Source organism: Mesorhizobium sp. RCAM 05104, assembly GCF_059683645.1.
Map to the genome: position 1 here is coordinate 4,733,645 of NZ_CM185033.1, position 15,333 is coordinate 4,748,977.

The following is a 15,333-nucleotide window of genomic DNA, read 5'->3' on the forward strand; positions in this document are numbered from 1 at the left end:
TCAGGGCGTCGGACCAGATCAGTCGACTGGACGCTGATAGGCCAGCACCTCGCCTGGCAAGCTGAGCGACTGCAGCGAGCCGGGCGCGGCGCCGCCGATCCAGCCGAGCACGGAGCGGGCGAGTTCGGAGCCCGCCAGCCGGAAGTTCTCGTTGACGACGAGCAGTTCCGGCCGGAACAGGTGCAAAAGGTCCGACGACTGCTTGGACACCACATCGACGTCGCGGCCGAGCTTGAGGCCGGCATCCTCGATGCCGGCGACGATGGCGAGTGTCGCGGCGGCGGCGCTGCTGACAAAACCGTCCGGCCGGTTTTCACGGCGCATCAGTTGCGCGGTCCGGCTCCTTATCTGCTCGATCGAATGATCGATCGAAACGGTGTTGAACGGGATTTCGCTGGCGCCGACCTCGCTCAGCGCATCGGCAAACCCGTTCAGCGTGTGGCTGTAATAGGTCAGCCCGGGCGGCGGTGACAGAAGCGCGAGCTTGCGCCGGCCCATGCTCGCCAACCGACGCACGGCCTCGATCGCGAAAGCATGGTTGTCGAAGTCGTGGTAGGGGTGGACGACACCCATGTCAGTGCGGCCATGCGTGGCAAAAGGCATGCCGTGCTCCAGCATGTAGCGGGCGCGCGGATCGTTCGGCTGGGTGCGTGAGATGATCACGCCATCGGCAGAGCCGGTCTCGACGAGATAGCGGATTGGCTCCATCGGGTCCTGGGAGCGGGAATAGGGCGTGACGATCAGGTGATAGGGCGTTTCGGCGAGTACTTCCGAAACGCCATAGATGATGTCCGAGACGAAGCTCATGATCTCGCGATCGGTGTTGAGCACGAGGCTGATGACGTTGGTCCTGCCGGTGCGCAGGCGCACGCCGGCGCGGTTCGGCCGATAACCGATCTGCTTGGCCACCAGCTGCACGCGTCGCCGGGTTTCGGCGCCGATTTCCGGTGCATCCTTCAAGGCGCGCGACACGGTGGTGACGCCGAGCCCTGTCATGAAGGCAAGCGTCTTCAGCGTCGGTCGCCCCTGCGTCGACGCCCCTTCCTTCTTGTCCCTGCGCTGTTTGTCCATTCGTCCCGCCCGTCAGGCGCATAGCAGCCGCCGGGCAGGTCGGCAATCACCGCCCCTGCGATACGACATGCGCTCCAGCCCTGGTAGAATCTAGATATACTGAAACGTTACAGATTGCCAATATCGAGATGCCGACCGCCTGTCGCGACGGGACGGCTCCTGTGCGAAACCCATTGGGATTCCAGAAGAAATCACGCTCCTTCCCGGATTTCACGCGCCATTCCGGCGTTTTGCACTGCAGCGAGCATGTTGCGGTGCACATAGTGATTGCCGTTCGCGCGAATTTGTTCGCGGCCCGAAAAAATGTCGAGCTCGTTTCGTTCATGGGGTTGCGCAGCCCACGCAATTGCCGTATCGAAAATCTGTAACGTTTCAGATTCTGGGAGGAACCGAAATGCGATATAAACTTTTGACCGCTGCGCTGGCCGCGACGGCTGCCCTGCAGTTCGCCGGTCCGGTTGCCGCGACCGATCTGGAAGTCACCCACTGGTGGACTTCTGGCGGCGAGGCGGCGGCGGTCGCGGAACTCGCCAAGGCTTTCGACGCAACCGGCAATCACTGGGTGGATGGCGCCATCGCCGGTTCCGGCGGCACGGCGCGGCCGATCATGATCAGCCGCATCACCGGCGGCGATCCGATGGGCGCCACCCAGTTCAACCACGGCCGCCAGGCTGAAGAGCTGGTGCAGGCCGGTCTGATGCGCGACCTCACCGACGTCGCCACCAAGGGCAAGTGGACGGAGATCGTGCGACCGAAGAGCCTGCTCGACAGCTGCACCATCGACGGCAAGATCTATTGCGTGCCCGTCAACATCCATTCCTGGCAGTGGCTATGGCTGTCGAACGAGGCTTTCCAGAAGGCCGGCGTGCCGGTGCCGAAGAATTGGAATGAATTCGTGGCCGCCGCCCCCGCGCTGGAGAAGGTAGGTATCGTCCCGCTCGCCGTCGGCGGGCAGGCATGGCAATCGTCCGGCGCCTTCGATGTGCTGCTTGCGGCGGTTGGCGGCTCGGATGCCTTCCTCAAGGTCTACAAGGACAAGGACGCCAAATTCGCCGCCGGACCCGAAGTCGCCAAGGTTTTCAAGGCCGCGGACGATGCCCGCAAGATGGCAAAGAACACCAATGTGCAGGACTGGAACCAGGCCACCAACATGGTCATTACCGGCAAGGCCGGTGGCCAGATCATGGGTGACTGGGCGCAAGGCGAGTTTCAGGTTGCCGGCAAGACCGCCGGCAAGGATTATACCTGCCTGCCGGGCCTTGGGCTGAACGAAGTTATCGCCACCGGCGGCGACGCCTTCTACTTCCCGCTGCTCAAGGATGCCGACAAGGCCAAGGCGCAGGAAGTGCTGGCCCAGACGCTGCTCGATCCCAAGACGCAGGTCGCCTTCAACCTGAAGAAGGGCTCGCTGCCGGTGCGCGGCGACGTCGATGTCAATGCGGCCAACGACTGCATGAAGAAGGGCCTCGCCATCCTCGCCAAGGGCGCCGTCATACCATGGACGGACCAGTTGCTCTCGCAGGACACCCAGAAGCAGAAGGAAGATCTTTTCTCCGAATTCTTCGCCAAGCCGGAGCTGACAGTGGAAGACGCGCAGAAGCGCTTCGCCGACCTCATCGCGTCGGCAGACTGACGTTGGAGGCAACCCACCTCGGTCCCGGCCTTGCGAACGCAAGGCCGGGACTACACCGCCCTTACCCAGCCGGCTGACGAGATGAGCAAGAGCGAACGCCCCAACCCGCTGTTCCGCAACCTCAATGCGAAGGTCGCCTCGATCCCGATGATCCTCACCGCAGGGGTGGTTTTCGTCGGCGGTACTCTTTGGACGGTGCTCTATTCCTTCACCAATTCGAAGCTCTTGCCGCGGCTGAATTTCGTCGGGCTCGACCAGTATTACAGGTTGTGGGTGACGCCGCGCTGGCTGATCTCGATCGAGAACCTTCTGATCTACGGCGCGATCTCGCTGGTTTTCTCACTCGTCATCGGCTTCCTGCTTGCCGCGCTGCTCGACCAGAAGATCCGCTTCGAGGACACGTTCCGGACCATCTTCCTCTATCCCTTTGCGCTCTCTTTCATCGTCACCGGCCTTGTCTGGCAGTGGCTGCTCAATCCGGATTTCGGCATCCAGCATGTTGTGCGGGGGCTGGGTTGGGAGAGCTTCAGCTTCGACCCGCTCTACAATTCCAGCATCGTCATCTACGGCATATCGATCGCGGCACTGTGGCAGGGCACCGGGCTCATCATGTGCCTGATGCTGGCCGGCCTGCGTGGCATCGACGAGGACATCTGGAAGGCCGCGCGGGTGGACGGAATACCGATGTGGAAGACCTATCTGTTCATCGTCATCCCGATGATGAGGCCGGTCTTCATCACCACGCTCGTCATCATCGCCTCAGGCATCGTCAAGGTCTATGACCTCGTCGTGGCCCAGACCAGCGGCGGCCCGGGCATCGCCTCCGAGGTGCCGGCCAAGTACGTGTATGACTACATGTTCTTCGCCCAGAATCTCGGCCAGGGTTTTGCCGCCTCGACCATGATGCTGCTCTCGGTGGTGATCGTCATCGTGCCATGGGCCTATCTCGAATTCGGGCGGCGCAAATGAGTATGGCAAACACCACTGCTCCAGCAATCGCTGCCGCCAGCCAGTACGTCGCCGGGCCCTACGGCCCAAAACCGCGCCGCATGTTTTCGCGCCGTAACATTTTCCTCTACGGCACACTCTTTGTCATCGCGGCCTACTACCTGTTGCCGCTCTATGTGATGGTCGTCACTTCGCTCAAGGGCATGCCGGAAATCCGGCTTGGGAACATCTTCTCCCCGCCCCTCGAAATCACCTTCGAGCCGTGGGTCAAGGCCTGGTCGACGGCCTGCACCGGACTCAACTGCGACGGGCTTTCGCGCGGCTTCTGGAATTCGGTGCGCATCACCGTGCCGTCGGTGCTGCTGTCGATCGCCATTGCCTCGGTGAACGGCTACGCGCTGGCCAATTGGCGCTTCAAGGGCGCCGACACCTTTTTCATCATCCTGATCGTCGGTGCCTTCATTCCCTACCAGGTGATGATCTATCCGATCGTCATCATCCTGCGCGAGATCGGCCTCTACGGTAGCCTCAGCGGGCTGGTGATCGTCCATTCCATTTTCGGCATGCCGATCCTAACGTTGCTGTTTCGCAACTATTTTTCCTCCATGCCGGAAGAGCTGTTCAGGGCGGCGCGTGTCGACGGCGCCGGCTTCTGGGGCATCTTCCTGCGCATCATGCTGCCGATGTCACTGCCGATCTTCGTCGTCGCCATCATCCTGCAGGTGACCGGCATCTGGAACGACTTCCTGTTCGGCGTCGTCTACACCCGGCCCGACACCTATCCGATGACGGTGCAGCTCAACAACATCGTCAACTCGGTGCAAGGCGTGAAGGAGTACAACGTCAACATGGCCGCCACCATCCTGACCGGGCTTGTGCCGCTTATCGTCTATTTCATTTCCGGCAAGCTTTTCGTCCGCGGTATCGCCGCCGGCGCGGTGAAAGGGTGATGGCGATGACGGCAGCCAACGGCACCAGCGTTTCGATCCAGAACCTGTCGCTGAATTTCGGTGCGGTGACCGTCCTGGAGACGCTCAATCTCGATGTCGCCGATGGCGAATTCATCGTGCTGCTCGGGCCCTCCGGCTGCGGCAAGTCGACCTTGCTCAACTGCATCGCCGGCCTGCTCGATGTCTCGGAAGGCCGCATCTTCATCAAGGGCAAGAACGTCACCTGGGAAGAGCCCAAGGACCGCGGCATCGGCATGGTGTTCCAGTCTTATGCGCTCTATCCGCAGATGACAGTGGAGAAGAACCTGTCCTTCGGCCTGCGCGTCGCCGGCACACCGAAGGACGAGATTGCCAAGCGGATCGCGCGGGCCGCCGAAATCCTGCAGATCGAGCCGCTGCTGCAACGCAAGCCGGCGGCGCTCTCCGGCGGCCAGCGCCAGCGCGTGGCAATCGGGCGCGCGCTGGTGCGCGATGTCGACGTGTTTCTGTTCGACGAGCCGCTGTCCAATCTCGATGCCAAGCTGCGCGCCGAACTGCGTGTCGAGATAAAGCTGCTGCACCGTAAGCTGCAGAACACCATGATCTACGTCACCCACGACCAGATCGAGGCGATGACGCTGGCCGACCGTATTGCAGTCATGAAAGGCGGGGTCATCCAGCAGCTCGATGCGCCGCAGACCATCTACAACCGCCCGGTCAACCGCTTCGTCGCCGGCTTCCTCGGTTCGCCGGCGATGAATTTCATCGACGGGCAGGTGTCGGCCGGCACTGCTTTCAAGACCGGAGATGTCTCCATACCGCTCGACCGCTACGCTTTCGACGCGGCAGGCAACAGCGGCGGGCCTTGCGTTTTCGGTATCCGGCCCGAGCACGTCGCCTTTGGCGAGGCGGCCAACACCATGCCCTTTGCCACCGATGCCGCCGTCGAGATCGTCGAGCCGATGGGCTCCGACACGCTGGTGTGGACGAAGCTCGGAGGCCACAATTTCTCCTTCCGCGTCGAGGCGGAAAAGACGCTGCGCAATGGCGAGCCAATCCGGATCGGCTTCGATCCCGCCCGCGCCTCGCTGTTCGACAGCCAATCCGGCAACCGCATGTAGCCCCAAGACCCACCATCCCCAAGCAGAACGGACAGAGACGATGAACTGGTCATTCCAACTGTACAGCGCCCGCAATTTCCAGCCCTGGGAAGGCGTGCTCAACACGCTCGGCAAGCTCGGCTACACCGAGGTTGAAGGCTTCGGCGGCGTCTATGACGATCCCAAGGCCTTCCGCGCCGAACTCGACAAGAATGGCCTCGCCATGCCGACCGGACATTTCTCGATCGATGCGCTCGAGAAGGATTTCGACGGTGTGCGCAAAACTGCCGACGCGCTTGGCATCACGCTGCTCATCTGTCCCTTTCTGATGCCCGACCAGCGGCCATCCGACGTCGCCGGCTGGCGCGGCTTTGGCGAACGCCTGGCCAAGGTCGGCGCCGCCGCGAAAAAGGCCGGCTACGGCTTTGCCTGGCACAACCATGATTTCGAGTTCAAGAAACTTGCCGACGGATCGGTGCCACAGGACCATATCCTGTCCTCCGCGCCTGACATCGGCTGGGAGATGGACGTCGCCTGGGTGGTGCGCGGCGGCGACGATCCGCTGCCCTGGATCGAGAAACACGGCAAGCGCATCAGCGCCATTCACGTCAAGGACATCGCCAAGCCCGGCGAGGGCCTGGACGAGGATGGCTGGTCGGATGTCGGCCACGGCACCATCGACTGGGCAGGCCTGATCAAGGTGCTGCGCGCCAAGAGCGCCGCCAAGTACTTTGTCATGGAACAGGACAACCCGAACGACATCGAGCGCTTCGCCCGCCGTTCGATCGCAACCGTAAAAAACTACTAGGAACAATCAGCATGGCAAAGAAACTGGGTATCGGCGTCATCGGCTGCGGCAACATCTCGAAGGCGTATTTTTCGCTGGCGCCGCTGTTTCGCGGCATCGAGATGCGCGCCTGCGCCGACATCAACATGGATGCCGCCAGGGCGCGGGCAAAGGAGTTCAAGCTGCGCGCCGAGACAGTCGACGGATTGTTGAAGGCCGACGACATCGACATCATCGTCAATCTGACCATCCCGGCGGTGCACTACGAGGTGTCGAAGCAGGTGCTCGACGCCGGCAAGCACGTCTATTCGGAAAAGCCTTTCGTGCTGTCGGTCAAGGAAGGCCAGGACCTCAAGGCGCGAGCGGAGAAGAAGGGGCTGCGCATCGGCTCGGCGCCCGACACCTTCCTCGGCGGTGCGCATCAGCTGGTCCGCGAGCTGATCGACGAGGGAAAACTCGGCAAGATCACCAGCGGCACGTGCCACGTCATGGGCCACGGCATGGAGCACTGGCACCCCAATCCCGACTTCTTCTTCCAGCCTGGCGCGGGACCGGTGCTCGATATCGGACCGTATTACATCACCAACCTGATCCAGCTGATCGGACCGGTGAAACAGGTCGCGGCCTTCGCGACGACGCCGGCCAAGGAGCGCACCATCAGTTCAAAGCCGCGCGCGGGCGAAAAGATCCCGGTCAACACGCCGACGACCATCCATGGCCTGCTGGAATTCGAGAACGGCGCCGTGGTGACGCTGAACACAAGCTGGGATGTCTGGGCCCACGGCCATGCGCCGATGGAACTCTATGGCGAGGCTGGCACGGTGTTCGTGCCGGATCCGAACTTCTTCGGTGGCGATGTGCGCTTCACCGAGGACAGCAAGCCGGTCAAGAAGCTGCCGAAATGGAAGCATCCGTTCGGCGTGCCCAACGAGATGCATTCGCAAGGCATGATGGCGAACTACCGCACCGCCGGCCTCGCCGACATGGCGCTCGCGATTACCGAAGGCCGGCCGCACCGCTGCTCGATGGAACTGGCGCTGCATGCCGTCGACGTGATGACCGGCCTGCTGCGCTCCGGCGAGACCGGCAAGTTCGTCGCCATGCAGACGACATGCGAGCGGCCAGCCGCACTTGGCGTCAAGGAAGCCAAAGAACTGCTGGCAAAGAAGAAATAGGCCACGCGCCGCCTCCCTCTCCCCGTTCCTGCGGGGAGAGGGTAAGGGAGAGGGGCTGAGCCGACTCGCCGCGTTGTCGCGGTGGCAGCCGACGGGCTCGCTTCCATCTGAGGATTTCCCATGCCCTACACCCCCGCAGAAAACCGCTACGAGAACATGGTCTACAACCGTTGTGGTCGCTCCGGCCTGAAGCTGCCGGCGATCTCGCTTGGGCTGTGGCACAATTTTGGCAATGATACGCCGCACAAGACCAAGCAGGCGATCGCCCGCAAGGCCTTCGACCTTGGCATCACGCATTTCGACCTTGCCAACAATTACGGTCCGCCGCCCGGTTCGGCGGAGACCGCTTTCGGCGAAATCCTGCGCACCGATTTCGCCGGCTATCGCGATGAGATGATCATCTCGACCAAGGCCGGCTACGAGATGTGGGCCGGCCCTTATGGCGAATGGGGCGGACGCAAATACATGCTGGCCAGCCTCGACCAGAGCCTGAAGCGGATGGGGCTCGACTATGTCGACATCTTCTATTCACACCGCTTCGATCCCGATACGCCGCTGGAAGAAACCATGGGAGCGCTCGATCATGCCGTGCGCACGGGCAAGGCACTCTATGCCGGCATCTCGTCCTACAATTCGCAACGCACCCGCGAGGCCGCCGATATCCTGAAGCAGCTCGGCACACCCTGCGTCATCCACCAGCCGAGCTATTCGATGCTGAACCGCTGGGTCGAGGAGGACGGCCTGCTCGATACGCTGGAAGGGCTCGGCGTCGGCTCCATCGTGTTCTCGCCGCTGGCGCAAGGCATGCTGACCGACAAATATCTCGGCGGCATCCCGCAGGGCAGCCGGGCCTCCCAGGGCAAGTCGCTGAAGACGGCGTTTATCAATGACAGGACCATCGCCAACATCAAGGCGCTCGACGCCATTGCCGGCAAGCGCGGCCAGACACTGGCGCAGATGGCGCTAGCCTGGGTGCTGCGCAAGGGCAAGGTGACCTCGGCGCTGATCGGCGCCAGCCGGCCGGAGCAGGTCGAGGACTGCGTCGGCGCGCTCAAGGTGCTCGACTTCAGCGATGCCGAACTCGCCGAGATCGATACCTACGCGCGCGAGTCCGACATCAATCTGTGGGCGGCATCGGCCGAACGCGAAGGCCCGCCGAGGAAATAGGCTTCTTGGTTGGCCGGCAAAGCGAAACGGCAGGAGTTTCTCCCGCCGTTTTGATAGACAAGCGAAATGGCCGTATTTTCAGGGTGTTTTCGGCTTCTGGGCAGTGCCGAGCCCGACCTTGGGCTTTTCCGGAGCCGGAGCCGACGTCTTCATCTTCGCCTCGATCCAGCTCGTGTAGTTGGCCAGCCGCGTGTAGATGCCATAGGCGTCCTTGTGGCCGCAGGCAGCACTTCCGTCCGCCGGCCCTTCGCCCCAGCTGACGACGCCGACCTGGACCGGGCCGCCGGCGCCGGTCATGAACAGCGGGCCGCCGCTATCGCCATTGCAGGCGTCGCGCACGCCGCTGGTGGTGCCGGCGCAGATCATGTTGTTGGTCAGCGGGTCGGTCATGTCGGCGGCGATCGCATTGGCGGCGGCTTCGATGCCCTTTTCCGAGTAGCGCATGCGGTGGGACAGATCGCCCAATGCTGCCTTCAGATCATGCGCATAGATGGCCTTGATGCCGCTGTTGCAGGCGCTGTTCGGCTGGAGGTCGAGGTCGGCAACCATCAGCGTGGTGGGAAAGGTCCCGTCCTGCATCTTGCCCCAGCCGGTGACGGTCGTCTTGCCGGTATCGGGGGTAGCCTCATGGGTAAGCTTGATGGTCGGTGCATCGGCCGGCTCGGCAAGCCGGAGCAGGCCGAGGTCGTTGTCGAGTGTCTGCTCGCTGTAGCCTTCGTTGACGATGACCTCCACCACCTTGTGGCGCTTGCCCTCGCTCAGCTCGGAGGCGCCGGTCAGCACGGTGACAGAGTCTGGCGAAATCGGCTGGCCCTTGTCGTTGAGGCAGTGCGCCGCGGTCAGCACCCATTGCGGCGCGATCAGGCTGCCGCCGCAGAATTGTGCATTGGCCTGCGAGGCCGGGTTCTCGTCCAGCCTGTCGGTGGTAAGCAGCGCGACCTGGAACGGGTAGGCGCCCTTTTCGGCCTGGTTGCCGCCATAGACGCGGTCGGTGCCTTCGGGATTCTCCGCCGCTGCCTTGGCCCTGGCATCCGCGACACGTTTCATCGGCGAGACCGCCGCTTCGGGCCTGGCGATGTCATCCGCCCGGCTGGTGTTGATTGATATAACGGCAGCGGCGATGCCAAGCAGCGAAGCGGCAACGATTGGCCCGAACCGACTTGTGATGTGCACCTGAACCCTCCTGAGACCATTTTCCCGTGCAGGCCGGCGCCGGGACATGATGCAATAAGGCGGCGCCGGTTTCGAGATCCGGACGCGTGCCACTTTCAATTGGCGCGCGATCGGTCACAAAACCGAATCCCACTTTTGCTAACCGTGCCCGCGAGCAGAACCCGCACAAACCCTATAGCCCCCCACGGGCTACGTGGAAGTGATTTGTCATTGCCAATGTTGGATTATTTTAGGCAGTATATCGCCGCGGGCGTTTTTTGGCGGGGGCCTTCAAATGACCGTGCAGAACAACGATCGGGCCGAACGCCGGGGGGAAACTCATTTTTCGGCGTCACCACGATCTCGACAATATTTCTGTATTTTGATCCAGTCCTTGCTGACTTTTGGGAGAGTCTCACCATGACAAAACTGACAAACGCACTCATTGCGTCCGCATTGCTTTCCACGGCGATGTGGACGGCCCCTGTATTCGCCGCCGACCCTGGCTCCGCCAATGCCGGCAACGGCGAAAGCATGCGGGACGTGACTTCAGGCGACTACAAGCCCGGGCGGGCAAAACCAATCGCGCCACCGAAGCTGACTGACGAAGACAGCCGCGCCGCGCCGCTTGCCGACGAGGCAACGGCGGTCAAATCCTATGGCATCGTCGGACGTTCCGCCGATGGCAAGGAGATCAAGATCGAACCGAGCGAAGCGCTGCGGGACCTTATCATCAAGGAACTGAACGCGCCGGCCAATGGAGCTGAAGGTGGTCCGCGCAAGACCGAGGATCCGGGGCTTGGCGAAGGCGAAGCCGGCCGTCAGGTTTTCGGCACCGACGATCGCGAGCAGGTCAGGAACACCAAGACCTATCCGTTCTCGGCAATCGGCTATCTCGAAGCCAAATCGGCGAAGACGGGCAGCTACGGCAGCTGCTCGGCAACGCTGATCGGCCCCCGCACGGTGCTCACCGCGGCGCACTGCCTCTACAGCCATGAGGACAAGGACTGGCTCTCCGAATATCTGTTCGTTCCAGGCCTCAATGGCAGCACCGCGGATGACGCGCCGTTCGGCGCCTTCACCTATGAAAGCGCCTATGTGCTGCAAGGCTTCATCGACAACTATCAGGGCTATTATGGTTCGGTCATCCCGTGGGATCTCGGCATCATCACGCTGAAGCAGGATGTCGGCACCAACCTCGGCTGGCTGGGCTATGCCAATTATGACGATCTTGGCGACTTCACCGCCAACCTCGTCGGCTATCCCGGCGACAAGCCGATGGGCACGATGTGGAAAGCGAACTGCGAGGTTCATGCCGAGAACATCGCCCCTGAATATTTCCAGTATGACTGCGATACGTTCCCGGGATCGAGCGGCAGTTCGGTCTATGCCTACGACAACAGCTCCAAGCAGCGCATCATCACCGGCGTCAACGTGGCGGAAAGCCCGGAAGCGAATACGGCCGTGCGCCTGAACGCCGCGAACGTCCAGTGGATCAACAGCCTCTATAAATAGTCCTTGCGCATTCGCAGTGGAGACATGGGCGGCGGACCAGTTCCGCCGCCCTTTTCATGCCAGCGCTTCCTTTGCGGCTTCTCTTGCACGAGGCTGGCCCGCCGACTACGCTTGACCGGCCAAGGGGTTGGCATCCGAAGGGGCTCAAGGGATGAGGCGGGCAAGGGCAGTGTTGGGGATCTCGGCCGCATCGATGCTGGCCGCGCTGATGCTTTCACCAGCCTTCGCCGATCCGGCGGCCGCACCCGCCGGCGGTGCGTGGGCGGAACGGGTGCAGATACTCTACCAGGCAGAGACGCGCTCGGTGCTGCGCAAGACGGTCCGGGTATGGGACTTCCATCCGGAAAAGAATCTCGACTTCGTCTGGGAGCCGGCGGTGGGCCAGTCGCCCGACAGGACGATCGCCGAGGACGGCACCATCAACGGCAAGGGCCGGCTGGTCTGGCGTGTGCGCGGCTCGGCGAACTACGATCCGAAGACCATCTATTCCAGCTACTTCGGTGACGTCAGGAATGGCCGCCCCGACGGGCAAGGCCGGCTCGAACTGCGTTCGGGCGAGGTTTTCGACGGGCATTGGCTCGCCGGCGCACTCGATGGAACCGGTATCCATGTCGATGCCGATGGCAACCGCTATGAGGGTCGGTTCGTCAACGGCATCCCGAATGGCAAGGGTCGGCTGCTGTCGACCACTGGTGAAATATTCGCAGGCTCATTCGTCGAGGGCCTGAAGAACGGCAAGGGCCACACTCGGCTGGCCGGCGGCACGGTTTACGAGTCGCAGTGGGTGATGGGCAGGGAGGTCGGCGGCTCGCGTCCCGACGTGCTGGCCGATGCCAGGATCGGCGGGCTCATCAAGGCGCAGGCCGGCGGTGGCGATGCCGACAAGGTTGAGATCGGCGTCGTCGTCGACCAGCGCATGACCCAGCAGTCCGACATGCAGTACCAGCATCTGGTGCGCGACGAGGACATCGCGATCTATCCGCTGTCGGATGAGTACAATGACAGCTGGAACGGCACCGGGCAGGTCACCACCAACAATGTCTATGGCAGCACGGACTGGGAGGACACGCCGGCCTTCGCCGAGGTCGATCTGAAGACGTCAGACCAGTCCAGGGTCAAGCTCGACAGCCTGGAGATGAAGGTCGCCGCCAGCGACGCCTACCGCAAACCGATGCTGTCGATATCGGAGCATTTCGGCTGCGTCGGCTTCCGGCCGGATTTCTCCATCATCAACAATGGCTGGGGCGGGGCCAAGGACATGAAGATGTCGATCCAGTTCACAACCGTGGACGTGGAAGGCAACCCGACTGGCGACCCGAGCCGCATGTTCAGCAAGGACATCGGCAGTTTCGGCGAGGGCGTCGACGTGTCGATCAAGAGCGTGCTTACTGAAGCGGGCGTCGATACGGCCAGCCTGGAGACCGGGCGTTTTCCCTGTCCGTCGGTGGACAGTCTCAATGTCTGCCGCAGCCAGCTTACCAACAAGATCAAGTTCGGTGAGGTCGCCGACTATCTCGGCAGCATGCAACAGGCGATGACGCTGAATGCGATCGGTAAGTTCGACTATTCCTGGGCGGATGACGAAGGTCATGTCTACCAGCAGAGCGAGCCGTTCAGGACCTCCGTGACCATGGCGGTTTTCGAGACGCCGGAATCGATGGCCGAGTGCGGCGATGGCGGGGGTGGTACTCCCGAGGCGATGCGCTACCAGAACATCGAGTTCCCGATCGGCAAGCACGACTATACGATCGCCATGCCGGTGCGTGGCAACAAGAACGTCAGCGCCTACACGGCGCGGCTGAAAATGTGGTCGTCGATGTCGTCGATCCACCGCTTCAGCATTGCCGCGCATTTCGCCGATGGCAGCGTGCGCGAAAGCAAGCCGGTGAGCTTCTTCTATTTCCGGCCGAAGCAGTCGCTGTTCGAGACCAAGACCGAACCGGCGGTCTGCTATTTGCCGCGGGAGATGGTCGGTTGCGGCTAGGGTAAGTTGATATTCAGCCGGCCCGCAAAGCGTAACTATTTCTGTCCCATTTCGAAATAGTTGGGCAACGGAATGAGCCTTGTGAAGATGGTGCCCTGGGCGAAGATGCGCAGTTCCAGCATCGATCCTGATGACCGTTCCGCACTTTGGTCGAACAGGAAATTGCCAAGCGAATAGACCTCCGCCACATCGCCGCCGGCGAGCGGGACGATCGCTTCGCTCGACACATGCGGATGGCCGCCGACAATGACTGATACGCCACGCAGCCGCATCTGGTCGGCAAGCATGTCTTCGCGCGCCGATGGTTCGGTCTTGTATTCGCGGCCCCAGTGGACGAAGGCGACCACCGGCCGCTCGGCATTTTCGTGCAGCAGCCGGTCGAGCAGCGCCGGGGTGAGCAAATCGGTGTTCTTCGTACCATTGGTGTCGATGTCGGTCAGGCCGACAAGGTCGAGATCGGCAAGCGCCAGCGTCTCGCCCTGGCCGAAATGCGGAATGCCGGCTGCGTCGAGGGCGCGCAGCGTCTCGGCATAGCCTGACGGGCCGAGATCGTAAGCGTGATTGTTGGCCAGCCCGACGCCGGCGACATGCAGCCTCTTCAGCATGTCGACAGCCAGGCCTTGCGGCATCGCCAACGTCATGTCGTCGATCGCTTCCGGCACGTTGGGCAGGACGACGCCTTCGAGGTTGACGATCAGCGGCCGCGATCCGGTCAGGGTCAGCACGCTGTCGACGATCCGGTCGGCAACCCCGTCGCGTAGCAGGATCTTCTTCATGGCGCGGCCGAAATTCACGTCTCCGGCGAGATAGTAGATCCGGTCCTTTGGCCGTGCCGGGTTGTTGAAGCCTGGACCGAAGGCGCCGAACAGCGCCACCACATAGCTGGTGGTCCGCTCGACATAGTCCGACGTGTGCTCCTGCGAGTTTTCGTTGGCGACGACGAGCGGCTGGGTGCCGAACAATTCGCGCTGCAGCCTGGTCTGGATGTAGAGCGCGCCGACGGAATCGGCATGATCGGGCTGGCGTAGCGCGGCGATGCCGTCGAGCGACCCGGCTGCCAGCATGTTCAGCGTCTGCTGGTCGAAGCGGCGTGCATTGTGCTGGGGCAGATAGTGCGAGAAATCGGTCGATTCGACGATCAGCGTGTCCTGGTCGACAATCGGCTTCAGAGCCTCTGCCAACCTGTCCCAGTCGCCACGTCGCGCCTTGACCGACATCGCGACGGGCACGATTTTCGCCTCGGGAAAATAATGATGGAGGAAGGGGAGCATGGCGCGCACGCCATGCTCCTTGTCGAACAGGCAGGACTCCTCGACCATGTCGCTGTTTGTTTCCAGAAGGCGCACGGCGTTGGTGTCGGTGGCGACCGGACCAAGCACGGTATCGAAACCACGCAGCGTTGTGGCGTAAAGCTTGTGCGTCTTGTGGAAGTGGTCTGGCGATAGGATGACGATGCGCTTGTAGCGGAAGCCGGACGCTGCCCGGAACCCCAGCGCCACCAGGTCGGCGGCCAGGAGATGATGCGGCACAGTGATGCCGGTCAAGCGCTGATTGGAGGGTTCGACGGTGGCGACGCTGGCGATGGCATCCTTGAACAGCGTGGCGTCGTCGTAGAAGATCGGAAAGTTATCGGTTCCTGGCGGGCAGACGATGGGATTGGCGAAGGCTTGAAGGGGGAGGAAGGTGAGGAGCGTGACTGTGAAGATCAGCAGGATGCTGGTCTTCGCCCAGGCACCCCCTCTGTCCTGCCGGACATCTCCCCCGCAAGGGGGAGATTGTTCTCTTCGCCATTGGCACATCATTTGAAACGTCGACGATTGGCGAAGGCGACGATGACAGCCGATCTCCCCCATTGCGGGGGAGATGTCCGGC

The 15,333-nt window shown here is 62.3% G+C and carries 12 protein-coding genes; 9 read left to right on the forward strand and 3 right to left on the reverse strand.

From position 1 onward, the window contains the following. Positions 1-18: 18 nt before the first annotated feature. Positions 19-1,071 (reverse strand): LacI family transcriptional regulator, encoded by a 1,053-nt coding sequence (locus AC56QP_RS23235; protein WP_489863320.1) that lies wholly within the window; start codon positions 1,069-1,071, stop codon positions 19-21. Positions 1,072-1,465: 394 nt separating this feature from the next. Here AC56QP_RS23235 and AC56QP_RS23240 point away from each other — a divergent pair, with 394 nt between their 5' ends. The 7 genes from AC56QP_RS23240 (at position 1,466) to mgrA (ending at position 8,810) form a co-directional block, all read left to right on the forward strand. Then, the gene (locus AC56QP_RS23240; RefSeq protein WP_489863319.1) at positions 1,466-2,704 is read left to right on the forward strand and encodes an ABC transporter substrate-binding protein; all 1,239 of its coding nucleotides are present in this window, start codon (positions 1,466-1,468) and stop codon (positions 2,702-2,704) included. Positions 2,705-2,785: 81 nt separating this feature from the next. Further along, positions 2,786-3,673 (forward strand): carbohydrate ABC transporter permease, encoded by an 888-nt coding sequence (locus AC56QP_RS23245; RefSeq protein WP_256751635.1) that lies wholly within the window; start codon positions 2,786-2,788, stop codon positions 3,671-3,673. Continuing rightward, positions 3,670-4,602, forward strand: a complete 933-nt coding sequence (locus AC56QP_RS23250; protein WP_489863318.1) for a carbohydrate ABC transporter permease — start codon at positions 3,670-3,672, stop codon at positions 4,600-4,602. The genes AC56QP_RS23245 and AC56QP_RS23250 overlap by 4 nt, the downstream gene beginning before the upstream one ends. A 5-nt stretch (positions 4,603-4,607) precedes the next feature. Next, positions 4,608-5,702 (forward strand): ABC transporter ATP-binding protein, encoded by a 1,095-nt coding sequence (locus AC56QP_RS23255; protein WP_489863317.1) that lies wholly within the window; start codon positions 4,608-4,610, stop codon positions 5,700-5,702. 40 nt (positions 5,703-5,742) lie between these two features. Beyond that, complete coding sequence (locus AC56QP_RS23260; RefSeq protein WP_489863316.1) at positions 5,743-6,489, forward strand: sugar phosphate isomerase/epimerase family protein; 747 nt, start codon at positions 5,743-5,745, stop codon at positions 6,487-6,489. Between the two features lie 11 nt (positions 6,490-6,500). Continuing rightward, positions 6,501-7,643, forward strand: a complete 1,143-nt coding sequence (locus tag AC56QP_RS23265) for a Gfo/Idh/MocA family protein (protein WP_256751631.1) — start codon at positions 6,501-6,503, stop codon at positions 7,641-7,643. A 120-nt stretch (positions 7,644-7,763) separates the two neighbouring features. After that, entirely contained in the window at positions 7,764-8,810 is a 1,047-nt protein-coding gene (mgrA, locus tag AC56QP_RS23270) for an L-glyceraldehyde 3-phosphate reductase (protein WP_489863315.1), read from the forward strand. Between the two features lie 78 nt (positions 8,811-8,888). Here the strand turns inward: mgrA and AC56QP_RS23275 are convergent, their stop codons facing one another. Further along, positions 8,889-9,983, reverse strand: coding sequence for a S1 family serine peptidase (locus AC56QP_RS23275; protein WP_489863314.1), 1,095 nt, complete (start codon positions 9,981-9,983; stop codon positions 8,889-8,891). A 399-nt stretch (positions 9,984-10,382) separates the two neighbouring features. Between AC56QP_RS23275 and AC56QP_RS23280 the strand changes: the two genes are divergently transcribed. Further along, entirely contained in the window at positions 10,383-11,477 is a 1,095-nt protein-coding gene (locus AC56QP_RS23280) for a trypsin-like serine peptidase (protein ID WP_489863313.1), read from the forward strand. A gap of 169 nt (positions 11,478-11,646) precedes the next feature. Further along, positions 11,647-13,461 (forward strand): MORN repeat-containing protein, encoded by a 1,815-nt coding sequence (locus AC56QP_RS23285; RefSeq protein WP_489863312.1) that lies wholly within the window; start codon positions 11,647-11,649, stop codon positions 13,459-13,461. Between the two features lie 35 nt (positions 13,462-13,496). Here the strand turns inward: AC56QP_RS23285 and amrB are convergent, their stop codons facing one another. Continuing rightward, positions 13,497-15,263: an AmmeMemoRadiSam system protein B gene (gene amrB / locus AC56QP_RS23290; RefSeq protein ID WP_497108994.1), complete on the reverse strand. Its 1,767-nt coding sequence runs from the start codon at positions 15,261-15,263 to the stop codon at positions 13,497-13,499. Positions 15,264-15,333 lie beyond the last annotated feature (70 nt).